The following is a 20,301-nucleotide window of genomic DNA, read 5'->3' as shown; positions in this document are numbered from 1 at the left end:
CAGAAGTCTTTATTTTTTAAAGTTAATTCACGCTAGACTCTTCTGCGGAGTTTATTTTTGACAGCATTATAATCGATAAAATACTTAACGCTGACTGAAAAAACATGTTTTATGGTTTCGTTGTTTAGTAAACCAGTGACATTGTCTTTAAATTGTTTGTCAATAATGCAATCAAAGTTATGAGCGCTATTGCGATATTTCTTTTAAAATCTTGTCGGGTTTATGATTGCACATCGTGGCATCTATAATATATTGTCCTTAATTATGGAAAACTTTAATTTCTGTATTTTTTGGCTAAATCTGTAAAAAAGAAATCAAAATAATACTTGTGAAAAGTAACTTTTTGATGAAAAGTTAAAAAGAGAAATACTTTAAAAGTGTTAATAGATAAAGTAAGTAGGTTGTGATTTAGTGTTATAGTTACAGTTTCAAAAATCAAAAATAATGTTTAATTGTATTTTCTTTAAGAAAATTCTTCAAAATGTTAAGGTTTTTAATATGAGTAAATATCTTACATAAAACGTTGTTTTTTTGCTGAAAACGCAAAATTTTACTATTATTCTGTTAAATTTTATGCAAAACAGCACACATTCAAGGTATTGAGTTTCAATCGCTGTAAAATTTTTATATTTTTGCCCTACCCAAATTTATTATTAACCTAAAGAAATTCAATGATTTACAAGATTTATCCACTATTTGTGTTTTTGCTGTTGTCTTTTGGTAAAGATTCTAAAAACACCCCGAAAATTAAAAGTGAAACAACCAGAAGCATTGCTAAGGTTGAGAAACTAACCGTTGAAGCTAAGATTGAAAGTGTTTACACCGCTTTGAATCCGAACAATTTTCAGTTACCGGAACTTAAAACTTTTTCTGAAGCCTTAAAAGGGTTTTATATCTTAAAAGAAAAAGGAGTTATTCATAAAGACATTTTAACGCTGATTGATTTTAGTTTATCATCAAATAGTAAGCGTCTATGGGTGATTGATTTAGCAACCAATACAGTTTTATTTCAGTCATTAGTAGCTCACGGAAGAAATACCGGAGAAGAATTTGCTTCTTCATTTTCAAATAACAATTCGTCTTATAAAAGCAGTTTAGGTTTTTATGCTACCGGAGAGATTTATCAGGGTAAACATGGAGCTTCTTTGCGCCTGGATGGTTTAGAAAGAGGGTATAATGATAACGCCCGTCAAAGAGGAGTTGTTATGCATGGAGCAGATTACGTTTCTGAGTCTTTTATCAGAGATCATAAAAGATTAGGAAGAAGCCAGGGATGTCCGGCAGTTCCTGTTGAATTGACAAATGAAATAATTCAGTTAATAAAAGATAAATCGTGTTTGTATATTTATCATCCATCAAGAAGTTTTATGATGGAAGAAAAGCTAATTTCTTAATTTAGCATACAAATCCGAATCCAGATTATAAATATCAGCTCTAAAAATGAGCTGATTTTTTTTGCTCCAAGCCGTCCAGTACCATTGATATAAAGCGTATTTTTTTTCGATTTTGATACTAGTTGTTTTTTTAGAAGCAATAATAGTGTCAATCTTTATTTTTGAATATTTTACAGAGTCAGCTAATATATGTTCTGCCAGCTCCAGAGGATTTTCAACACGAACACAGCCAGAGCTTAATGAACGATTGCTTCTTCCAAAGTAATTGCGATGATTGGTATCGTGCAGGTATACGCTATGATGATTTGGGAACAAAATTTTCATTACTCCTAAAGAGTTGTTGTAACCTGGACTTTGAATATAACGGTATCTATTGGGTTTGTTTTCATTCCAGGCATTTGGAGCAACAACATTTCCAGAAGTGTCATATATAGTTATGTTTTTATTGGCTAGATAATTTCGGTTTCGTTTCATTGCAGGTACAACATCTTCCTTTAAAATTGTTGGAGGAACGGTCCATGTGGGGTTAAAAACAATTGTTCTTAATGTTGAGGTGATAATTGGAGTTTTTCTTTTGCTTGTTCCTACAACAATATTTCGTGTCAAAGTTGTGTCTTGCTCTTCCACAACATTCAAGCTATAATCAGGAATGTTAATGATAAAATAGTTTTCGGCAAAATCAGTTGTAAACCATCTCCATCTTTCCAGATTGGCAATAATTTGTTCTTTTCTTTTTTCTTTAGAATAATTTAATGCGCTAATAGTGCCTACACCAATAACTCCATCAGCGGCCAATCCATGTCTCTCCTGAAATTTTTTGACAGATTCGAATGTTTTTTTGGTGTAAATTTTTGAAAGGCTGTCTTTGCCTTCCATGTCACCCCAATACAAAAGTCTTTTTTTAATATTTATTAAAGCAGAATTGGTGTCATTTAAGGTGATTTTTTCGGCTGATTCAATGTTTTTTACATGATCATCCGGGAAACTGTTTATGATTTCGAGTGCCTTTAATAACTCTTTATAGGTTTGCGATTTTGGCTGGATATTATCAACAACACTATCTAGCTTGTTGTTGTTGAAACCTTTTATAAGGATATTGTTTACATCAAAAGTTTTTTCCTCCAAATCCCAGTCAGTGTAAAGGGTTTTAGGATTTAGTTTTCCTTTATAAAGATGGTTTAAGTATTTCTCAAAATTATACGTTAGTAAAATATCATAAGTTGCAAGGTCAGAATCACTAAGAGAGCTTACTTTTTTTTCGAATTTTTTCAATTGCGAAATTTTGTAATCTTCTGGTTCTAAACCTAGTTTGTCTGATTCTTCTAGCTGAGATAAAACATAAGTTCTTTTTTTTAGATTTCCCCAGACAGTTTTGTTTTCAGATGCAGTGTAAAATTGTTTAAGAGTTTCGCTCTTAAAAATATTTATTTTGGCAGTATCAATTTGAACTTTTCTTTCGTCAGTAAGGATGATTATTGGTGTCTTTTTTTTGACAATTGGGGTGATTTTGGGTGTGTCTTTTTTACAACCAATAAAAATACATATTACTAATAAAAAGTAAAGTTTGTTCATTCTATAAATTTTTAAACATCAAATAATGCTCCCCAACGTCTTTGATATCAAATGCTTCTCCTTCAACCTGGTAATTCATTTTTTTATAAAAGCCGACTGCGGCAGTTCTGGCATTAAACCAAATTAAACCGACTTTGTTTTCGATGCAGTAGTTTTCGCAATGCTTAACTAAAGCTTCGCCAAATCCTTTTTTCTGATGCGTTTCTAAAACTGCCATTCCTCGAATTTGAGCCTGATTTTCGTCGGCAAATATAGGATTGATTTTGTTGAATAATGAAATAATTCCTATTAATTTTTTATTATCATATAATCCGAAGTGATGTGTATCTGCCAAATCATCCCCTTCAAAGACGCAACTTTCTATAGATTTTCCTTTTCTTAAAACGGGTTGACGAACTGCATAAGTTTCTTTTGACAGGATTTCTTTAATAATATTCATAATTCTTGAAAAATATTTGATTTTATAACTTTTTAATTTTAAATAAGTTATAAAAAAATGTTGTTTTTAATTGATTTTTTTTACCAAAAAGCTTGTTTTGAACTTAACTTTCTTTCTATATTTGCACCACCAATGCGAAAGTAGCTCAGTTGGTAGAGCTCCAGCCTTCCAAGCTGGTTGTCGCGAGTTCGAGCCTCGTCTTTCGCTCTAAAAAACCAAAATTTAAACGTTTCGGTTTTTTTAGTCAAAAGTAAATAATTTTTGATTTTATTTTTTTTTTTAAAATTAAATTATTTATATTTGCACCCTGTTAATGCGAAAGTAGCTCAGTTGGTAGAGCTCCAGCCTTCCAAGCTGGTTGTCGCGAGTTCGAGCCTCGTCTTTCGCTCTTCAAAAGCCTCAAACATTGTTTGAGGCTTTTTTGTTTTATACTAATGTAAATTCCGATATTTTAAATTCCAAATTCCATTTTTTTAGATTCATGCATTTTAATCTTGGAATTTGGAGTTTAAAACATTGAAATTTTATTTTAAATTGCTCAGGTCGCTTTCAGTGTCTAATTCAATCGGAGTTTCATTTTGTTTGAATAAACGCGCCGTCAGGTTTCCTTTTAAAGTGATTTTTTCTCCTTTAACTTCCAGCCAGCTTCCTTCTCTTAAACCTAAAACCGGAATTGAATTAAAAGAATGGAATTCTTTAATTCTTGTTTCTCGTGTTTCTCCCATATGTTTAGATTGTAAATCCGGATCTAGGTAATGTGGATTTAGGTTAAAGGGAATTAATCCTAAAGTTTGAAAGCTTGGAGGGTAAATTATGGGCATATCATTGGTAGTTTGCATAGATAAACCACAAATATTGCTTCCTGCACTGGTTCCTAAATATGGAGTGCCATTTTTTGCTGTTTCGGCAAGAAGCTGCATGATTTTATTTTTATACAATTGTGTAACCAGTAAAAAAGTATTACCGCCGCCTGTAAATATACCTTCAGCGTTTTTGATGGCGCTTTCAGGATCTTCAAATTCGTGAATTCCTTTTACAGAAATATTGATAGAGGCAAAAGCTTCTGAGGCTTTTTGAGTGTAATCGTCATGCGAAATACCGCCTGGACGTGCATAAGGTATAAATAAAAGATTTTTGCAATTTTTAAAATGAGATTGTAATGTAGGTAATAAATACTCTAAATAGCTGCCTTCGTGAAGTGTAGAAGTGCTGGCAATAATAATGCTTTTCATATTTTTTTAAATCAAATTCAATAGGTTAAAGGTATTAAAAACTCTGATTTTGAGGATGATTATCAAAGTTTAATTAACATATTTTTACCAAGTCCTTAATATTATATTTGGAATACATTAAGATATTTTTACGGCTTTAAGAATAATTCTAAATTTTCATCATTTTGATTCGTAAAGTCGCTTGTTTTTTTCTGGTTATTTTGGGGCAAAGCGTTTGTGCTCAGGTTGAGGAGCGTACCGTGATTAATGGAAAAATCAATGCCAATACTTCAGATTTGGAGGGTGTATATGTTGTAAATGCTCAGACAGAAGCAATGACGATAACAGATGCTTCAGGAGGCTTTTCGATTTTGGCCAATGCAGGTGATACTCTTGTTTTTTCGGCAATACAATTTAAAGAAAATAGAGTTTTGTTAACACCTGAGAATTTTACGGATATTAATTTTACTGTAAAATTAAATATGGTAATGCATCAATTGCAGGAAGTTGTAGTTAGAAACTATAGGGGTATAAATGCAGTTTCGTTAGGGATAATTCCGAGTGGTCAAAAATCATATACAGAGGCAGAAAGAAAATTACATACCGCTACAGATTTAGATGCACATGTTGGTTTAGGCGGGTCTGTTTCGCTTGATCCAATATTGAATGTTTTTTCAGGAAGAACAGCAATGCTTAAAAAAGAAGTTGAGGTTGAGAAAAAAGAGGCTTTTATGAGGCTTTTAGAACGAATGTTTACTCTGGAGCATTTTGTTAATGTCTTGAAAATTCCTGGTGAATATGTGAAAGGATTTGAATATTATGCTGTTGAAAATGACAAGTTTACAGTAATACTAAATTCTAAGAATAAAACTTCGACGGAATTTTTACTGGCTGAACTGGCTACTAAATATAAAGAAATAATTGCAGGTGAAATTAAGTAAAGTTTTAAATATAATTTTTTTATTGTTTTTGATTCAGGTTGGATTTTCGCAAAAAACAGCTTCAAAAGAAATTTTGGGTCAGATTTTTGAAAAGTCAACTTCTGTAAATGGAGTTAATATTGTGGATAATACCACTCAATTAACTACGGTTTCAGATGAAAACGGAATGTTTTCCATTGTGGTTAAAGAAGGTGATGTTTTGGTTTTTTCGTCTGTAAATTTAGAGCCCTTAAAGCTTAGAATTACAGCTGAGGATATGGAGTCTGGTAAGCTTCTGGTGAAAATGACAGCCAAAGAAATTGAACTGAAAGAAGTTGTTGTGAATGAAAATGCAAATATCACAACCGAAAATCTTGGAATCGTGCCACGCGGGATGAAAACTTATACGCCAGCAGAAAGAAAAGTTTTTACAGCAACTTCAACATCTGTAGATAAATTAATTAACAAGATTTCCGGACGTACTGCAATGCTTAAAAAAGAAGTAAATGTAGAAAAGAAAGAAATGCTTTTTAGGAAAATAGAATATCTTTTTGAGGAGAATTATTATACTGACAGATTGAAAATTCCGGTAGATGATATTAAAGGATTTCAATTATTCTGTGTGGATGATACTGAATTTGCTGTATCTTTGAATACGAAAAACAAAACAATGAGTATGTTTTTAATCACAGATTTAGCCAGAAAATATTTAATTATTCTAGAAAATGAAAAATAAGTTAGGAATATTCGTTGTTTGTTTATTTTGTCAATTTGCTTTAGGACAAAATGCTACGAGGAAATCACTTCACGGACAAGTGGTTAATACTTCACTTTCAATAGAAAGTGGTTATGTTATGAATATTAATGCCAATACCAGAACATTTATTGGTTCAGGAGGTTTGTTTGATATTTTGGCTCAGCCAAAAGATACCTTGCTTTTTAGCGGAATGGCATTTCAATCTAAAAAAATTGTGTTATCAGAGAAAGATTGTGCGCAAATTCTTTTAGTTGTGCCTTTGGATTTGATAAACAATCAGTTAAAGGAAGTTGTTGTTCGTAAAGATTTAAAAGTAAAATCATTAGGAGTTGGGTCGCAGTCTATAGTCGATATGCAATTTGAAGATGACAAACAATCTACGGCAAAAAATACGGCAATGTATTCTGATCAGACTATTAAATACGGAACAGACTTTGTTCGAATTTTTAAAGATGTTAAGAAATTGCTGAAGAAAAAAGACAACGTAAAAGAAGAGGAAATATCCGACATTGCTTTTGTTACGTATGTAAAGGATAATTTTAAACCAGATTTTTTTACTAAAACCTTAGGTTTAGAGCAGGATGAAGTGGAGTTGTTTTTAATGTATTGCTCAAACGATCCTGAGTCTAAAAGACATGTTAATCCTGATCAGAAATTTGAATTAATAGATTTTTTAATCAATAAGAATAAAGAATTTCAAAAATCGAATGTGCATCAAAAATGAGAAATAGGTTTTTCTATCCTATAATCGGGATATTGTTTTTATCGCTTTCAGCATTTGCATTTCACAAGTTTTATGTGGGTGTTTTTCAGGTTAATTATGCAGCTGAAAAAAAGATGATTCAAATCACTTCCCGTATTTTTATTGATGATCTAAATAACGGATTAGAAAAAAAATACCATAAAAAAGCATTTGTAGGTACTGATAAAGAAACTCCGGAAGATATCGAATTGTTAAAAAAATATCTTACTGAAAATTTTGCAATTAAAATAAACGGTCAGACTAAAGTAATTACTTTTTTGTTTAAAGAAGTAGAGTCAAATGATGTTTTGGTTTGTTATTCCAGAGTAAAAGATGTAGATAAATTTAAAACACTTGAAATTTCAAACTCAATTTTAGTAGATTGGAATGCGGAACAGCAAAACATTACGCATATTTCAGCATTCAATACTAAAAAGAGTGTACTTTTTACAGAATCCTCGAGGAAAGAACTGTTAAAGTACTAGTGAAAACATAAAATTGTTGTTTTAATTGTTATTTTCACCGTCTGTTTAAATTACCATTAAATTTTTATGAAAAAGCTTTCATTATTCTTACTTTTTCCGGCTATGCTACTAGCTCAGGAAAAAACAACTACTCCTGTTGCTCCAAAACAGCAAGGAAAATACGATACGAACAAATTTAGCCAGATGTACGATTTGTTGGCGACACCAAATATGTTTCGTACAGCATCTGGAGCACCTGGTCCTGCATATTATCAACAGCAGGCAGATTATAAAATTGATATTGAATTAGACGATAAAAACTCTAAAATAACAGGTTCTGAAGTTATTACGTATTCAAATAATTCTCCTGACAGTTTAGAATACTTATGGATTCAGCTGGATCAAAATCAGGCCAAAGCCAATACGCAAAGCACTTTAGCAGAAAGTGAAAAAATCAATCAGGTTTTACCGCTTGATGGTTTTTCAGGTAAATATTTGAAAAAAGATTTAGAACGCGGATTTAATATTGAGCAGGTAAAAGATGCTAAAGGAAATCCAATGTCATATACAATCAACGAAACTATGATGCGTATTAATCTTGCAACTCCTTTAAAACCGGGAGAAAAGATTTCTATGGCAATAAAGTGGTGGTACAATATTAATAATTATAGAAAAGAAGGCGGGCGTTCAGGTTATGAATTATTCGAAAAAGACGGGAATAAATTATATGTAATTGCACAATTCTATCCTAGAATGGCAGTTTATAATGATGTTGAAGGATGGCAAAATATGCAGTTTTGGGGAAGTGGAGAATTTGCTCTTCCGTTTGGAAATTTTGATGTAAATATTACAGTTCCTGCTGATCATGTAATTGATGCAACGGGGGAGTTAATGAACAGAAGCGAAGTTTTTACTGCTGAACAGGTAAAACGTTATGAGCAGGCTCAGAAATCATTTGATAAACCAGTTGTAATTGTAACTCAGGCTGAAGCTGAAGCAGCAGAAAAAGGTTTCTCTGAAAAGAAAAAAACATGGAAATTCAGTGCAAAAAATGTACGCGATTTCGGAATTGCTTCTTCAAGAAAATTCATTTACGATGCAATGGCTGTTAAATTGGGCGGTAAAGTCGTAATGGCAGAATCGGTTTATCCTAAGGAATCAAATCCACTTTGGGGAGAAACATCTACAATGACTGTAGCGCATACTCTTAAAAGCTATTCATCACATACTTTTGATTATCCTTATCCAAAGGCTGTTTCGGTTTCTGCAGAGGATCAGGGGATGGAATATCCTATGATTTGCTGGAATTATGGTCGCCCTGATGAAAATGGAGTAACCAGTAAAGAAGTTAAAAACGGAATGGTTGGTGTTATTATTCATGAGGTGGGACATACTTTCTTTCCTATGATTGTAAACTCTGATGAGCGTCAATGGACCTGGATGGATGAAGGTTTGAACTCGTTTCTGCAATATTTAGCAGAACAGGAATTAGATCCTAACTTTCCGTCAAGACGTGGTCCTGCTAAAAATATTGTTCCTTATATGAGTGGTGATCAGAAGTTTTTGGAGCCAATTATGTCAAACTCTGAGACAATTCATCAATTCGGAAATAACGCTTACGGAAAACCGGCTACAGGACTTAATATTTTAAGAGAAGTTGTTATGGGAAGAGAGTTGTTTGATTACGCTTTCAGAACCTATGCAAACAGATGGAAATTTAAACATCCAACTCCGGAAGATTTCTTTAGAACAATGGAAGACGCTTCGGCAGTTGATTTAGATTGGTTTTTTAGAGGATGGTTTTATTCAACTGATTTTGTAGATATCGGAATTAAAGAGGTTAAACAGTATTATGTTTCTGAAACTCCAACAACAGATATTAAAGATGTAAAAGTTAAAAAAGGACGTTTTGGTTTTGATAAAGGCCCTTTTGTTTATTTAGTAGCAGGAGACAATGCAGAAGTTAGCGATTCTAGTAAAAAACCATTGAAAGTTGAAGACGTAAAAACTTTAGCAGACTATGTAGAAAAAACGTTTACAAGTGAAGAGAAAGCAAGTTTAAAATCGCCTAAGTATTTCTATGAAGTTGAGTTTAATAAACCAGGAGGAATGATTATGCCAATTTTAGTGGAGATCACTTATGAAGATGGCTCAAAAGACAATTATCAGTATCCGGCGCAAATTTGGAGAAAAAATAATGATACTGCCAAGAAAGTTTATGCAACTTCAAAAGCAATAAAAAGCATACAAATTGATCCAAAGTTATTGACTGCTGACATTGATGTGACTAATAATTCCTGGCCAAAAGTGGAACAAAAGTCAAAATTTGACTAAATATAAAGCAAAAAAGACTCTGAAAAGAGTCTTTTTTTTTTAAGTAAATTTTAAAACTCTACGCTGCAAAATTTAATATCTTTGTGGCACATAAAAATAAAAGATATGTTCGGTATAGGAGGAGGAGAATTAGTTTTCATACTGTTTATAGTACTAATGCTTTTTGGGTCTGATAAAGTACCAGAAATCGCCCGTACAATGGGAAAAGCAATGGCACAATTAAAAAATGCAACTAACGATATTAAAAGTGAAATTCAAAAAGGAGCAGAGGCTAATGGTCTTGATACAAAATCCCTTACTGATATTACAGGAAATATTAATGCTCAAATCAACGATGCAAAATCAAATATTTTAGGAGATTCTGGTAACTTGCTGGGTAACACAGCAACAGAAATTGACAAAGTAAAAGAAGATATTGATTCGCTTTCAGGACCTATAAAACGCCAAATGTAATATGCTTGAAAAAATAAAGGAATTAGATACCAATCTTTTTGTGTATCTGAATGGTTTAGGTTCTGAGACATATGATAAACTTTGGCTGATTATTACAAATCAGTGGTATTGGACTCCCATTTTTTTATTGGTTTTTTATCTTATTTATAAAAAAATAGGAGGTAAACAAACCTTGTACTTACTACTTTTTATAGCAGTTTTGATCGCTTTTACCGATCAGACCTGTAATTTGTTTAAGCACACATTTGAGCGTCTGCGCCCTTGCAATAATCCGGAAATCAATTCATTTATACGTGTTGTTCAGGTTAGAAAATCATACAGCTTTTTCTCTGGTCATGCCGCCAATACTATGGCTGTAGCAACCTTTTTGTATCTGGTTTTAAAACGCCAGTTCAAATATCTTGGATTTTTATTTTTGTGGCCTTTAGTTTTTGCTTATAGCCGTATTTATTTAGGATTGCACTACCCGGGCGATATACTTACAGGATATTTCTTCGGAGCACTTTTTGGATCTTTGATTTACTTAGTATACCGAAAATTAAAGCCACAGTATTTTCCGGGATAATTTTTAAGAAAGGTTCTGAGTTACTAAGATACTAAGGTTCTAAGTTTTTTGTTTGAGAAGACTTAGAACCTTATTTATTTAGTGTCGTGTCTTAATTGTTTTTAAGAATTGTGCCTTCACTCCATTCTAATCCGGCTGGAAGTTGTTGTTTGCTGAATTCAATATGAATTACTCTTCTTCTTTCGTTGTTTGTGGTTTTGTTTGAAGCATGAAATAATAACGGTTTCATAATCATGATGCCTCCTTTTTCTACTTCGCATATAGTTTTTTTCTCTGATTCAAAATCCAAGTTTTCGATTCTTAAAATCCCTTTTGAGTGAGAATTATTGATAACTTTTAAAGCACCATTGTCTTTAGTAGTTTTATCTATATGGATTCTGATGGTGAAATTGTCTTCTAAAATTTCTACCGGTGGTTGCACTGCAAATTGATTTTGTTTTATAGTCCAATTATCGAAGTTTTCAGCTTCAATTTTTTTATCTACTGAAATTGTCAAATCCTGATGATAAGCGACAAACCAATTTGATTTTTCGGGCTTGTCAAAATAAATTGATTTGGTAATGAAATACCCTTTTCCAAAATTAGAATCAATAATCTCTTTTAAATTTTCATTAAAAATAAAATCTAAAGTTTCAGGAACTTCTTTATGAAATTGTCTGATAGCAAATAAATCCTGAGATTTTCTGAAAGTCGAATTATCAGAGTCACTTTCGGTTTTATTTTCAATTAATGAAATCAGTTTTTCAATTTCATTTTCTGTATAAACATTGTTTACAATAGAGAAACCTTCAGTATTTATTTCGTTCAAAAAAATCATCTTTGAAATTTATTTTTATAATTATCAGTATAAAAAAACTCAGAACCTTAGCATCTTAGAACCTTCCTTAAAGTACTCTACTCACCGTCAACCCATCACGAATTGGCAATAAAACGGTCTCCACTCTTGGATCATCTTTTAAAAGCTGATTGTATTCTAAAAGTACTTTTGTACTTACATCATTTGGATGAACCGGATCCAGAATTTTTCCGCTCCATAAAACATTGTCAGATAAAATGATTCCGCCCTTGTTCATTTTTGGGACAATCATTTCCCAATAATTGATATAGTTTTCTTTATCGGCATCAATAAAAACTAAATCAAATTTTACATCCAGATTTGGAATAATATCTACTGCTTCTCCTAAATGTTGAAAAATTTGTTTTCCCCAAGGCGAAGCGTCAAAGTATTTTCGTTGAAAATCAATTAGTTCTTCTTTGATATCAATGGTGTGCAATTGGCCATTTTCCTGCATTCCTTCGCATAAACACAAAGCAGCATAACCGGTATAAGTTCCTATTTCAAGAATGTTTACAGGGCGAATCAATTTAGAAAGCATACTTAGAACACGACCTTGAAAATGTCCGCTTAACATTCTTGGCAGAAGAATTTTCTGGTAAGTTTCTTTATTGAGTTTTGCTAATAACGCTGGTTCGTTTTCAGAATGCTGTTCGATATAATCTTCTAATTCTTGTGAAATAAAATGCATTGTAGTGTCTTCTAAATTTGATTGTAAAAATACAAAAAATATTCACTCACTTTTTTGCAAAAAAAAAACCATTCGGGAAAACGAATGGTTTAATATTAGATTGTAATGAAATTATTTTTTCAAAGCATCATTTACATCTTTCGCTGTTTTTACAGTTCCGTCTTTTGCTGCTTTTGCTGCATTTTCAACTTTTTCAGCACCTTTCTTAGTAGCATCTTTTACGTCAGTTGCTGTTTTTTTAGCGGCAGCTTCAACATCGTCTGCTGCTTTTTTGGTAGCATCTTTAACATCTTGAGCTGCATTTTCTGTTTTGGCTACAGCAGTGTCTTTTACTTCTTCGATATCTGTTGTTAACGAATCAACTTTGTTTCCAAGAGTTAATTCATCTTGTGCAGGTTTTGGTTCTTTTTTTTCGCAAGATTGTACAGCGAACGCTAATAATGCAACAACAGCTAAGCTTAAAATTTGTTTTTTCATGATAAATTGTCTTTTTAGGTTATAAAATTTTTAAAGGTTATAAAGTGGAATAATAAAAATACAAATTTTAAAATTGTTGCGCGCTTTGTAAGATTATTTTTCTTTTGAGAGAAAGACAATTCTCGTGCCAAATTTTATTTTTTAAAACTGAAATTTCTTTGTTTCGAAAAAAAAATAAAAGAGTAAATGTTCTACATATTATTAAGTGTTTATCTGATCACAAAATTATTTTCATTTTTAGCCGAATCGGTTAAAGTAATATTGAAAAGCACTGTTAATTCTTTACCTGCTTTAACCACTCCAAGTGCTGCAGATGGAGGTGTCATTTCAAAATCAGCAAAAGTCATTCGGTTAGAGCCCTGTAGTACAAAAGCGCTATTGTCATTTGTTGTAATTCTTACTTGGGTTTTATAATCTTTACTAACACCTGCAATGGTATAAGTTCCGGTAAGAACCCATGTTGTTTCGTTTACTTTGTCAGCAGATTTTAAAACATATTTAATATTCTTGTGAGATTTAGTGTCCAAAGCTTCATAAGCTACATCATCCATACTGGTTTTGCTGCTTTTTATACTTTCTGCAGCTAATGTAACCGTTAAGTTTTTTATATCGGTTAGTTTTGAATCTGTAAAAGTTAACATGGCGCCTCCTGTACCATCTGAAGATTTCATAACCCAATCGTGTATATTAGAAGTTCCTGCAACTTCAAAAGTTGATTTTGTTAAGGAGTATCTTTTTTGTGCGTTTACCTGAATTGATAATGTAATTACTACGGCTAATAAAATTGATTTAATCGTTTTCATTTGTATGTGGTATTTAGTTAAACCTGGATAGTTTATAACTCAGTTTGGTTTTGATTATAACTTCTATCTTTTTCTTAGATCAAATTTATTACGAAGGAATAGGATAAGAACTGATAAAAATCATGGTTAAGATTTTATTAAAGACTTACATTAAGGAGATGAAATAATCATTTTTTGCAATGCATTTTTTGTAAGAGTGTGATTTGTAGGATAAGTTTTTGTGTGTAAGTATTTTAGTTTTAAAGAGGTGATGATTTAATTTGAAATTATAAAGTATAAAGCCAAATATTAATTAGTAAAAATTGAAAAGTAAATGAAGTATAGACCATACTTTCTTTGTATTAATTAGATTTTTTTTAAAATATCTTTCCTTTTATTAGTTCCGTTTTAAGAATGCATCTAAAAATCAAAAAAAAAGAACAAAAGTGATTAACTTTGCACCATGCAAATTGAGAAAAAAGACATACGAGCCTTATCAAAAGATCAATTGAGAGATTTTTTTGTTTCAAATAATGATAAAGCATTTCGCGGAAATCAGGTCTATGAATGGTTATGGAGTAAAGGAGCACATAGTTTTGAGGATATGACTAATGTTGCAAAAGCAACCCGTTTAATGCTTGAAGAAAATTTTGTAATCAACCATATTAAGGTTGATACTATGCAGCGCAGTAGTGACGGTACAGTAAAAAATGCTGTTCGTCTTCATGATGGTTTAGTGGTAGAATCTGTTTTGATTCCAACAGAAACCAGAACAACGGCTTGCGTTTCAAGTCAGGTAGGTTGTAGTCTGGATTGTAATTTTTGTGCTACGGCAAGATTAAAGCGCATGCGAAATCTGGAACCGGGAGAAATTTACGATCAGATTTTGGCAATTGATAAGGAAAGTCGTTTGTATTACAATCATCCGCTTTCTAATATTGTTTTTATGGGAATGGGAGAGCCTTTGATGAATTATAACAATGTCATTAAAGCAATCGATATGGTTACCTCGTCTGAAGGTTTAGGAATGTCGCCAAAACGTATTATGGTTTCGACTTCAGGAATTCCTAAGATGATTAAAAAAATGGCCGATGATGATGTAAAATTCAAATTAGCCGTTTCGCTGCATTCTGCGATTGATGAAACGCGTGCGAAGATTATGCCTTTTAGTAAAAATTTCCCGTTAAAAGATTTAAGGGAAGCTTTAGAATATTGGTATAGAAAAACTAAAAGCAAAATCTCTTACGAATATGTAGTATGGAAAGGAATTAACGATGATAAGGCTTCGGTTGATGCTTTGGTGAAATTCTGCAAATACGTGCCATGTAAAGTCAATTTAATCGAATATAATCCAATTGATGATGGTGAGTTTCAACAAGCTTCAGAAGAGTCAATTATGGCTTATATAAAAGCCTTGGAAAATATTGGCGTAGTTGTTAAAGTAAGACGAAGCCGCGGAAAAGATATTGATGCTGCCTGCGGACAATTGGCAAATAAAGAAAGTTAGATATAATCTTCATTTCTAAATATATAAAAAGCATTAAAAACGAGAAAAATTCTTGTTTTTAATGCTTTTTCAGGCAAAAAGGGATTCTTATTTTTTCAAATCGACTTCTTCCGTTACTCCATCTTTTGTGATTGTTGCAAGTGTATCACATGTTCCGTCACCATAATCAACAACAGCCGTAGCTCCGTTTTTGGTTACAGATAAAACTCCTTTTACAGGAATTGATTTTTTGCATGATGCTTTAAATTGTAAAGGGGTAGTAATTTCAGCTGAAAAAGTATCTCCGTTAGGGAAAGTTGTTGTCCCGCTTCCTGTTACCAGATAAGCATTATCATCCCAATCGAACCAGGTATCAAACCCTTCAACCATTTCTTTTACCAGAGAACCTTTTCTGGTGTAGATACCTCCGTCATCAAAAGTAATAGTCATATCTATTGTAGCAGTAAAAACAGGATGCGCTGTTGCCAGTAAATCGGTTGTTTTTACAGTTCGTACAATACTTTTGCTACCCTGAAGTTTTTTGCCATTGTGATAAAATCCATCAAAAGTATAACTAATAGTCTGGGTTGAGGATTCAAAATCATTAGAAAAAGAAATAACCATTTTTCCTTTTACCGTATTTCCATTCCCCAGTGTACAGCCATCAACACCAAAATCGACAGTTCTTGTCCAGGTATTATTAGTTAAAACTGTTGTAATCGTAGCACAACTTGGAAGGAAACTTTTTACAGTGCCGCTTGGTTTTGCGGTAACGTTCTGTTGTGCGCTAAATTGATCTTCAGCAATATTCGTTACATCATCTATTGACGCGTCAATTTTAGAGTTTGTAATGATTTCATCTTTAGAAATTGCTGCAGATGATCCGTCATTTGTTTTTTCGTCAGAATTACAACTAACAAAAAAAGATAAAGCGACTAATGTTCCAATAAGGAAAAGTTTTGTTTTCATAATAAATTGTTTTTTGGTTTTAACTTTATGAATTCAAATTAGGCTTTAACTACATTGTGTTTTTGGTGTGAAATTAAATTAGTATTCAAATTGTTGATATACTAACATAAAATACACAACGTTTTTTTATTAAAAATAGTATATTTGAAATCGAAATGAATATTACTTCCCAAATAAAACAGCCCATTTTTAACGAAATGGAACTTTTTGAAAAAAAGTTCCATGAATCGATGACCTCAAAGGTTGCTTTACTGAACAGAATTACCTATTATATTGTAAACCGAAAAGGAAAACAAATGCGTCCGATGTTTGTTTTTTTAACGGCAAAAATGGTTTCAGGTGGTGTTGTAAATGAGAGGACGTATCGTGGAGCCTCGGTGATAGAATTAATTCATACAGCAACTTTAGTTCATGATGATGTTGTGGACGACAGTAATCGTCGTCGTGGATTTTTCTCTATCAATGCACTTTGGAAAAACAAAATTGCAGTTTTAGTTGGGGATTATTTACTTTCAAAAGGATTGCTTTTGTCAATAGACAATGGCGATTTTGATTTACTTCGAATTATTTCTGTAGCTGTTCGTGAAATGAGCGAAGGTGAATTACTTCAGATAGAAAAAGCCCGAAGACTCGATATTACCGAAGATGTTTATTACGAAATCATCAGAAAGAAAACAGCAACGCTAATTGCAGCTTGTTGTGCGCTTGGTGCAAAAGCAGTAATCGAAGACGATGCTCAGGTAGAAAACATGCGCAAGTTTGGTGAACTGATCGGAATGGCTTTTCAAATCAAAGACGATTTGTTTGATTACAGCGAAGAAGCGATTGGTAAACCAACAGGAATCGATATTAAGGAGCAAAAAATGACTTTGCCTTTAATTCATGTTTTGAATACTTGTACTCTGCAAGAAAAAAAGTGGCTGATAAACTCCATCAAAAACCACAACAAAGACAAGAAACGTGTAAAAGAAGTTATTGCTTTTGTAAAAAACAATAATGGTTTGGCATACGCCGAAAACAAAATGGTCGAATTCCAACAAGAAGCACTCTCTTTACTTCAGAACTTCGATGATTCTGAGTATAAAGATGCTTTGACTTTGATGGTTAACTACGTTATTGAAAGAAAAAAATAATCTTAATATTAAATAACAGGGATTTATTATTAATTTAGAGCTGAATTTAATAATAAAAATATGGTTATTTTAATAGTAGTGGTTGTATTGGCTATTCTTCTGGTTGTTTATTTAATGATGCTTTACAATGGTTTTGTTGCAAAAAGAAACTTCCTCGAAGAAGCTTTGAGCGGTATAGATGTCATCTTAAAAAAACGATTTGATTTGATTCCAAATCTTGTCGAAACGGTAAAAGGATATTTAAATCACGAAAAAGAAACACTTTCAAATATTGTAAATCTGCGTAATCAAGCTTTAAATGCAAATAGTGCAGATGAAAAAATGGAACTTAATAAAAAACTTGGGAATGCTGTTGGATCTATTTTTGCTCTGGCAGAAAATTATCCTGATTTAAAAGCTAATACAAATTTTCTGAGCTTACAGTCAGAATTAAGTGAAATCGAAACTGAAATAGAACGCTCTAAGAGGTATTATAACGGAACTGTGAGAGAGTATAATACGGCTGTTGAATCTTTTCCGGGTAATTTGTTTGCTGGTTCTTTTGGTTTTTCGAAAAGAAATTTTCTGGAATTAGAAAATGAAGCTCAGCGAGAAACACCAAAAGTTCAGTTTTAATCCTTTGTTTTGGTATGTTCCTAAGAAAAATATTTTTTGTTTTAATTGCGCTTTTCTTTTGTCAGCTTCAGGCGCAGGAGAGAATTTTGGATTTTGATGTTAAAATTCAAATTGAAAAATCCGGCAACATTCAGGTTCTTGAAAATATTACTATAAAAGCAGAAGGAAATGCTTTTAAACATGGCCTCTTGAGGGTTTTTCCACTAAAAAGGAAAGATAAAAATGGTCACGATATTGATGTAAAATATACAATTGATTCTATTAAAAAAAATGGAGCAACAGAGGACTATTTTACAGAAGAAGAACAAAATAATTGGAAAGTTTATATTGGAAATAAGGATGTCGAATTAGAAAGCGGAATTTATAAATACCAAATCGCTTATCATGTTCCTTTTCAAATTGGTTATTTTGATTATTATGATGAACTTTATTGGAATGTAACAGGAAACGGCTGGGATTTTCCTATTGATAAAGTAACGTGTCAATTTTATCTTCCTTCTGAAAATAATAAATTTGAAAACCTGCATTGTTACAGTGGTGCGGAAGGTTCTACGGCTTCAAATTGCATAAGCTCCTTAAATGATACTAAAACGGTGGTCAGTTTTTCGGCAGTTCACCTTAGAGAAAATGAAGGACTTACTGTTGCCGCCTCATTTGCCAAAGGAATTGTTGACCCGCCAACTTTGGTTCAAAAATCTAATTCTTTTTATAAACAGATAAAAACCTATCTGTGGTCTGCTATATTTGGAATTGGGATGATGCTTTTCTTCTTTTTTAATTGGAGAAAATATGGAAAAGATCCGGTAAAAAAAGCGATAATTCCGGAGTTTTTACCGCCTTTTGACTGGTCACCAGCAGTAGTAGGTTACGTGTATCACAGAAAACTGGAAGACAAAATCTATATGTCATCGGTTATCAACAGTGCTGTCAAAGGAGCTATCAGAATTAGTTCTGAGATAGAAAGCGGTATTTTTGTTAATACAAAAAAGTACGAAATAGAAGTTCTTGATAAACAGGCAAAATCATTAAGTGTTGAAGAGTCTGATATCGTAAACAGTTTTTCAAAAAAAGTAAAAATTAAAATTGCAGATTCTAATTACAAAATTTTTGAAAAAGCCTATTCTAATTGGATTAAAGCGATAGAGAATCAAATCAAATTAGAAGAAATTTATTTAAATAATACCAGATTAAAATGGGTTGGTTTTGCTGTCCTGGTAATTGCCGGATTGGCATTTGAGATGTTCTCAAAAAATGAGGGGTATATTAATTATCCTTTTTACAGTGGATTAATTTGCGCGTTAGCAGCATTAACATATTGGTTTACAAAAAAAGCAGCAGGAACCGGTTGGTTGATTTTGAGAGGTATTTTAGCATTTTTTATTTATCCACTGGGAGTTGGTCTGTTTTTTATGAGTATCCCTTTTCTAAGTATAACCCAGATGATAGTTATTGCGGTTATTGTTGTAATTTATATTTTCTATGTAGTAAACTTAGGTAAATTAACTGAACGAGGAGCTGAAGTATTTAATCGATTAGAAGGATTTAAATTATATCTAGAAACGGCAGAAAAAGATAGAATGAATATGTTGAATCCGCCGGAACTAACACCTGTGTTATTTGAAAAATTACTTCCGTATGCAATAGCATTAGGAGTTGAAATAAAATGGGGAAAACAGTTTGAAGAAATTTTAGAGCTGGCAAAATATAATCCGGAATGGTATCAGGGGAATGATAATTTTTATAGACAGCCAACGCTGTTTTTATCAGACTTGCGAAATTCTGTAAACGCAGCAGCAGTAGATCCAACTTCGCGTTCATCAAGTTCATCATCAGGAAGTAGCGGCAGCTGGAGTTCTGGTAGCTCTGGTGGTGGTAGTTCCGGAGGCGGAGGTGGAGGCGGCGGAGGCGGCGGTTGGTAAAATCAGCCATAAACTGCTATTTGAGAGAGATTTGAGTATAATGAGCCTTGTAATAGTTTTATTGCAAGGTTTTTTTATTGTATTTTTTTTCACTTTAAATGGATGATATTTTAGTTTCTAATTGAAATGAGTTTTGATTTAATTGTTTGTTAATCAATTAGTTTTGTCTTTTTTTGAATTAACCAAGATCATAAAGCTGGCTGTCGAAAACAATCGACAAGCACAGCAATAGATTTATGATAAATTGTGTTATTGAAAGAAAGAAGTAATATAATCATTGCCTCAAATTATCTGTAATTCAGAGCTCTTTTACTGTAAAGTATTATTCCCGTTTTCCTTTAATGTAAGCATATATAGCAGTTGCATGACCATGCCCTAAATCGTAATCAGCTTTAAGCCAATTGATAATAGTTGTGGCTTTAATACTCTGGCCAATGATTCCGTTTTCGGTAAAACCTTTTTGTTCTGCAATGACCTGAAAGTCGCCAGGTGTTTTACCTGTTTTTTCTTCGATGTTTTTTAGATAAGTTTGAAATGACATAA

22 protein-coding genes and 2 tRNA genes are annotated in these 20,301 nt (G+C 32.4%); 14 read left to right on the top strand and 10 right to left on the bottom strand.

What is annotated here, in order from left to right:
* Nucleotides 1-32: 32 nt before the first annotated feature.
* The gene (locus OLM51_RS19255; RefSeq protein WP_264554305.1) at nt 33-164 is read right to left on the bottom strand and encodes a DUF5916 domain-containing protein; all 132 of its coding nucleotides are present in this window, start codon (nt 162-164) and stop codon (nt 33-35) included.
* A gap of 507 nt (nt 165-671) precedes the next feature.
* Between OLM51_RS19255 and OLM51_RS19250 the strand changes: the two genes are divergently transcribed.
* Nucleotides 672-1,394: a murein L,D-transpeptidase catalytic domain family protein gene (locus tag OLM51_RS19250; protein WP_264552194.1), complete on the top strand. Its 723-nt coding sequence runs from the start codon at nt 672-674 to the stop codon at nt 1,392-1,394.
* Here OLM51_RS19250 and OLM51_RS19245 read toward each other — a convergent pair.
* The gene (locus OLM51_RS19245) at nt 1,383-2,966 is read right to left on the bottom strand and encodes a L,D-transpeptidase family protein (protein WP_264552193.1); all 1,584 of its coding nucleotides are present in this window, start codon (nt 2,964-2,966) and stop codon (nt 1,383-1,385) included. The genes OLM51_RS19250 and OLM51_RS19245 overlap by 12 nt on opposite strands.
* Before the next feature lies 1 nt (nt 2,967).
* On the bottom strand, nt 2,968-3,405 hold the full coding sequence (locus OLM51_RS19240) for a GNAT family N-acetyltransferase (protein WP_264552192.1): 438 nt from the start codon (nt 3,403-3,405) through the stop codon (nt 2,968-2,970).
* 134 nt (nt 3,406-3,539) lie between these two features.
* Here OLM51_RS19240 and OLM51_RS19235 point away from each other — a divergent pair.
* A tRNA-Gly gene (locus tag OLM51_RS19235) sits at nt 3,540-3,612 on the top strand.
* Nucleotides 3,613-3,720: 108 nt separating this feature from the next.
* Nucleotides 3,721-3,793, top strand: a tRNA-Gly gene (locus tag OLM51_RS19230).
* 136 nt (nt 3,794-3,929) lie between these two features.
* On the opposite strand, the gene pepE is transcribed toward OLM51_RS19230, so the two are convergent.
* Nucleotides 3,930-4,637 carry a dipeptidase PepE gene (pepE, locus tag OLM51_RS19225; RefSeq protein ID WP_264552191.1) on the bottom strand — a complete coding sequence of 236 codons (708 nt, stop codon included), beginning with the start codon at nt 4,635-4,637 and terminating at the stop codon, nt 3,930-3,932.
* A gap of 164 nt (nt 4,638-4,801) precedes the next feature.
* On the opposite strand from pepE, the gene OLM51_RS19220 reads away from it, so the two are divergent.
* The 7 genes from OLM51_RS19220 to OLM51_RS19190 all read left to right on the top strand — a co-directional run bounded on the left by OLM51_RS19220 (nt 4,802) and on the right by OLM51_RS19190 (nt 10,851).
* Nucleotides 4,802-5,557, top strand: a complete 756-nt coding sequence (locus tag OLM51_RS19220) for a carboxypeptidase-like regulatory domain-containing protein (protein ID WP_264552190.1) — start codon at nt 4,802-4,804, stop codon at nt 5,555-5,557.
* A complete protein-coding gene (locus tag OLM51_RS19215; protein ID WP_264552189.1) occupies nt 5,544-6,272 on the top strand; it encodes a carboxypeptidase-like regulatory domain-containing protein in 729 nt (242 codons plus the stop codon). Before OLM51_RS19220 ends, OLM51_RS19215 begins: the two co-directional genes overlap by 14 nt.
* Nucleotides 6,262-7,017 (top strand): hypothetical protein, encoded by a 756-nt coding sequence (locus OLM51_RS19210; RefSeq protein ID WP_264552188.1) that lies wholly within the window; start codon nt 6,262-6,264, stop codon nt 7,015-7,017. The genes OLM51_RS19215 and OLM51_RS19210 overlap by 11 nt, the downstream gene beginning before the upstream one ends.
* Entirely contained in the window at nt 7,014-7,520 is a 507-nt protein-coding gene (locus tag OLM51_RS19205; RefSeq protein ID WP_264552187.1) for a DUF6702 family protein, read from the top strand. The genes OLM51_RS19210 and OLM51_RS19205 overlap by 4 nt, the downstream gene beginning before the upstream one ends.
* Nucleotides 7,521-7,586: 66 nt before the next feature.
* The gene (locus OLM51_RS19200; RefSeq protein WP_264552186.1) at nt 7,587-9,833 is read left to right on the top strand and encodes a M1 family metallopeptidase; all 2,247 of its coding nucleotides are present in this window, start codon (nt 7,587-7,589) and stop codon (nt 9,831-9,833) included.
* Nucleotides 9,834-9,938: 105 nt separating this feature from the next.
* The gene (locus OLM51_RS19195) at nt 9,939-10,286 is read left to right on the top strand and encodes a twin-arginine translocase TatA/TatE family subunit (protein ID WP_264552185.1); all 348 of its coding nucleotides are present in this window, start codon (nt 9,939-9,941) and stop codon (nt 10,284-10,286) included.
* A gap of 1 nt (nt 10,287) precedes the next feature.
* Entirely contained in the window at nt 10,288-10,851 is a 564-nt protein-coding gene (locus OLM51_RS19190; protein WP_264552184.1) for a phosphatase PAP2 family protein, read from the top strand.
* Nucleotides 10,852-10,942: 91 nt separating this feature from the next.
* On the opposite strand, the gene OLM51_RS19185 is transcribed toward OLM51_RS19190, so the two are convergent.
* The 4 genes from OLM51_RS19185 to OLM51_RS19170 all read right to left on the bottom strand — a co-directional run bounded on the left by OLM51_RS19185 (nt 10,943) and on the right by OLM51_RS19170 (nt 13,657).
* On the bottom strand, nt 10,943-11,668 hold the full coding sequence (locus tag OLM51_RS19185) for a phytanoyl-CoA dioxygenase family protein (protein ID WP_264552183.1): 726 nt from the start codon (nt 11,666-11,668) through the stop codon (nt 10,943-10,945).
* 67 nt (nt 11,669-11,735) lie between these two features.
* Nucleotides 11,736-12,377, bottom strand: a complete 642-nt coding sequence (locus OLM51_RS19180) for an O-methyltransferase (protein WP_264552182.1) — start codon at nt 12,375-12,377, stop codon at nt 11,736-11,738.
* A 111-nt stretch (nt 12,378-12,488) separates the two neighbouring features.
* Nucleotides 12,489-12,854, bottom strand: coding sequence for a hypothetical protein (locus OLM51_RS19175; protein WP_264552181.1), 366 nt, complete (start codon nt 12,852-12,854; stop codon nt 12,489-12,491).
* Nucleotides 12,855-13,063: 209 nt separating this feature from the next.
* The gene (locus OLM51_RS19170) at nt 13,064-13,657 is read right to left on the bottom strand and encodes a YceI family protein (RefSeq protein ID WP_264552180.1); all 594 of its coding nucleotides are present in this window, start codon (nt 13,655-13,657) and stop codon (nt 13,064-13,066) included.
* A 442-nt stretch (nt 13,658-14,099) separates the two neighbouring features.
* Here OLM51_RS19170 and rlmN point away from each other — a divergent pair, with 442 nt between their 5' ends.
* Nucleotides 14,100-15,143 (top strand): 23S rRNA (adenine(2503)-C(2))-methyltransferase RlmN, encoded by a 1,044-nt coding sequence (gene rlmN, locus OLM51_RS19165; protein WP_264552179.1) that lies wholly within the window; start codon nt 14,100-14,102, stop codon nt 15,141-15,143.
* 87 nt (nt 15,144-15,230) lie between these two features.
* Here the strand turns inward: rlmN and OLM51_RS19160 are convergent, their stop codons facing one another.
* Nucleotides 15,231-16,091: a hypothetical protein gene (locus tag OLM51_RS19160; protein WP_264552178.1), complete on the bottom strand. Its 861-nt coding sequence runs from the start codon at nt 16,089-16,091 to the stop codon at nt 15,231-15,233.
* 155 nt (nt 16,092-16,246) lie between these two features.
* On the opposite strand from OLM51_RS19160, the gene OLM51_RS19155 reads away from it, so the two are divergent.
* The 3 genes from OLM51_RS19155 to OLM51_RS19145 are packed head-to-tail and all read left to right on the top strand — an operon-like array spanning nt 16,247 to nt 19,758.
* Entirely contained in the window at nt 16,247-17,224 is a 978-nt protein-coding gene (locus OLM51_RS19155; RefSeq protein WP_264552177.1) for a polyprenyl synthetase family protein, read from the top strand.
* A gap of 60 nt (nt 17,225-17,284) precedes the next feature.
* Nucleotides 17,285-17,839, top strand: coding sequence for a LemA family protein (locus OLM51_RS19150; RefSeq protein WP_264552176.1), 555 nt, complete (start codon nt 17,285-17,287; stop codon nt 17,837-17,839).
* Between the two features lie 14 nt (nt 17,840-17,853).
* Nucleotides 17,854-19,758, top strand: a complete 1,905-nt coding sequence (locus tag OLM51_RS19145) for a DUF2207 domain-containing protein (RefSeq protein ID WP_264552175.1) — start codon at nt 17,854-17,856, stop codon at nt 19,756-19,758.
* 322 nt (nt 19,759-20,080) lie between these two features.
* On the opposite strand, the gene OLM51_RS19140 is transcribed toward OLM51_RS19145, so the two are convergent.
* Nucleotides 20,081-20,299, bottom strand: coding sequence for a DUF4287 domain-containing protein (locus OLM51_RS19140; protein WP_264552174.1), 219 nt, complete (start codon nt 20,297-20,299; stop codon nt 20,081-20,083).
* Nucleotides 20,300-20,301: the final 2 nt, after the last annotated feature.

The sequence above is a fragment of the Flavobacterium sp. N2038 genome (assembly GCF_025947185.1).
GTDB lineage: Bacteria > Bacteroidota > Bacteroidia > Flavobacteriales > Flavobacteriaceae > Flavobacterium.
The sequence above is the reverse complement of the archived record's forward strand: the minus strand, read 5'-3'. Positions and strand labels throughout refer to the sequence as shown.

Bases quoted from the DNA above. Each gene is read 5' to 3' on its own strand.
- OLM51_RS19245 (WP_264552193.1), bottom strand. From the start codon at position 2,966: ATGAACAAACTTTACTTTTTATTAGTAATATGTATTTTTATTGGTTGT.
- OLM51_RS19210 (WP_264552188.1), top strand. From the start codon at position 6,262: ATGAAAAATAAGTTAGGAATATTCGTTGTTTGTTTATTTTGTCAATTT.
- rlmN (WP_264552179.1), top strand. From the start codon at position 14,100: ATGCAAATTGAGAAAAAAGACATACGAGCCTTATCAAAAGATCAATTG.
- OLM51_RS19195 (WP_264552185.1), top strand. From the start codon at position 9,939: ATGTTCGGTATAGGAGGAGGAGAATTAGTTTTCATACTGTTTATAGTA.
- OLM51_RS19200 (WP_264552186.1), top strand. From the start codon at position 7,587: ATGAAAAAGCTTTCATTATTCTTACTTTTTCCGGCTATGCTACTAGCT.
- OLM51_RS19205 (WP_264552187.1), top strand. From the start codon at position 7,014: ATGAGAAATAGGTTTTTCTATCCTATAATCGGGATATTGTTTTTATCG.
- OLM51_RS19145 (WP_264552175.1), top strand. From the start codon at position 17,854: ATGTTCCTAAGAAAAATATTTTTTGTTTTAATTGCGCTTTTCTTTTGT.
- OLM51_RS19150 (WP_264552176.1), top strand. From the start codon at position 17,285: ATGGTTATTTTAATAGTAGTGGTTGTATTGGCTATTCTTCTGGTTGTT.
- OLM51_RS19140 (WP_264552174.1), bottom strand. From the start codon at position 20,299: ATGTCATTTCAAACTTATCTAAAAAACATCGAAGAAAAAACAGGTAAA.
- OLM51_RS19240 (WP_264552192.1), bottom strand. From the start codon at position 3,405: ATGAATATTATTAAAGAAATCCTGTCAAAAGAAACTTATGCAGTTCGT.
- OLM51_RS19180 (WP_264552182.1), bottom strand. From the start codon at position 12,377: ATGCATTTTATTTCACAAGAATTAGAAGATTATATCGAACAGCATTCT.
- OLM51_RS19170 (WP_264552180.1), bottom strand. From the start codon at position 13,657: ATGAAAACGATTAAATCAATTTTATTAGCCGTAGTAATTACATTATCA.
- OLM51_RS19190 (WP_264552184.1), top strand. From the start codon at position 10,288: ATGCTTGAAAAAATAAAGGAATTAGATACCAATCTTTTTGTGTATCTG.
- OLM51_RS19175 (WP_264552181.1), bottom strand. From the start codon at position 12,854: ATGAAAAAACAAATTTTAAGCTTAGCTGTTGTTGCATTATTAGCGTTC.
- OLM51_RS19250 (WP_264552194.1), top strand. From the start codon at position 672: ATGATTTACAAGATTTATCCACTATTTGTGTTTTTGCTGTTGTCTTTT.
- OLM51_RS19185 (WP_264552183.1), bottom strand. From the start codon at position 11,668: ATGATTTTTTTGAACGAAATAAATACTGAAGGTTTCTCTATTGTAAAC.
- OLM51_RS19160 (WP_264552178.1), bottom strand. From the start codon at position 16,091: ATGAAAACAAAACTTTTCCTTATTGGAACATTAGTCGCTTTATCTTTT.
- pepE (WP_264552191.1), bottom strand. From the start codon at position 4,637: ATGAAAAGCATTATTATTGCCAGCACTTCTACACTTCACGAAGGCAGC.
- OLM51_RS19155 (WP_264552177.1), top strand. From the start codon at position 16,247: ATGAATATTACTTCCCAAATAAAACAGCCCATTTTTAACGAAATGGAA.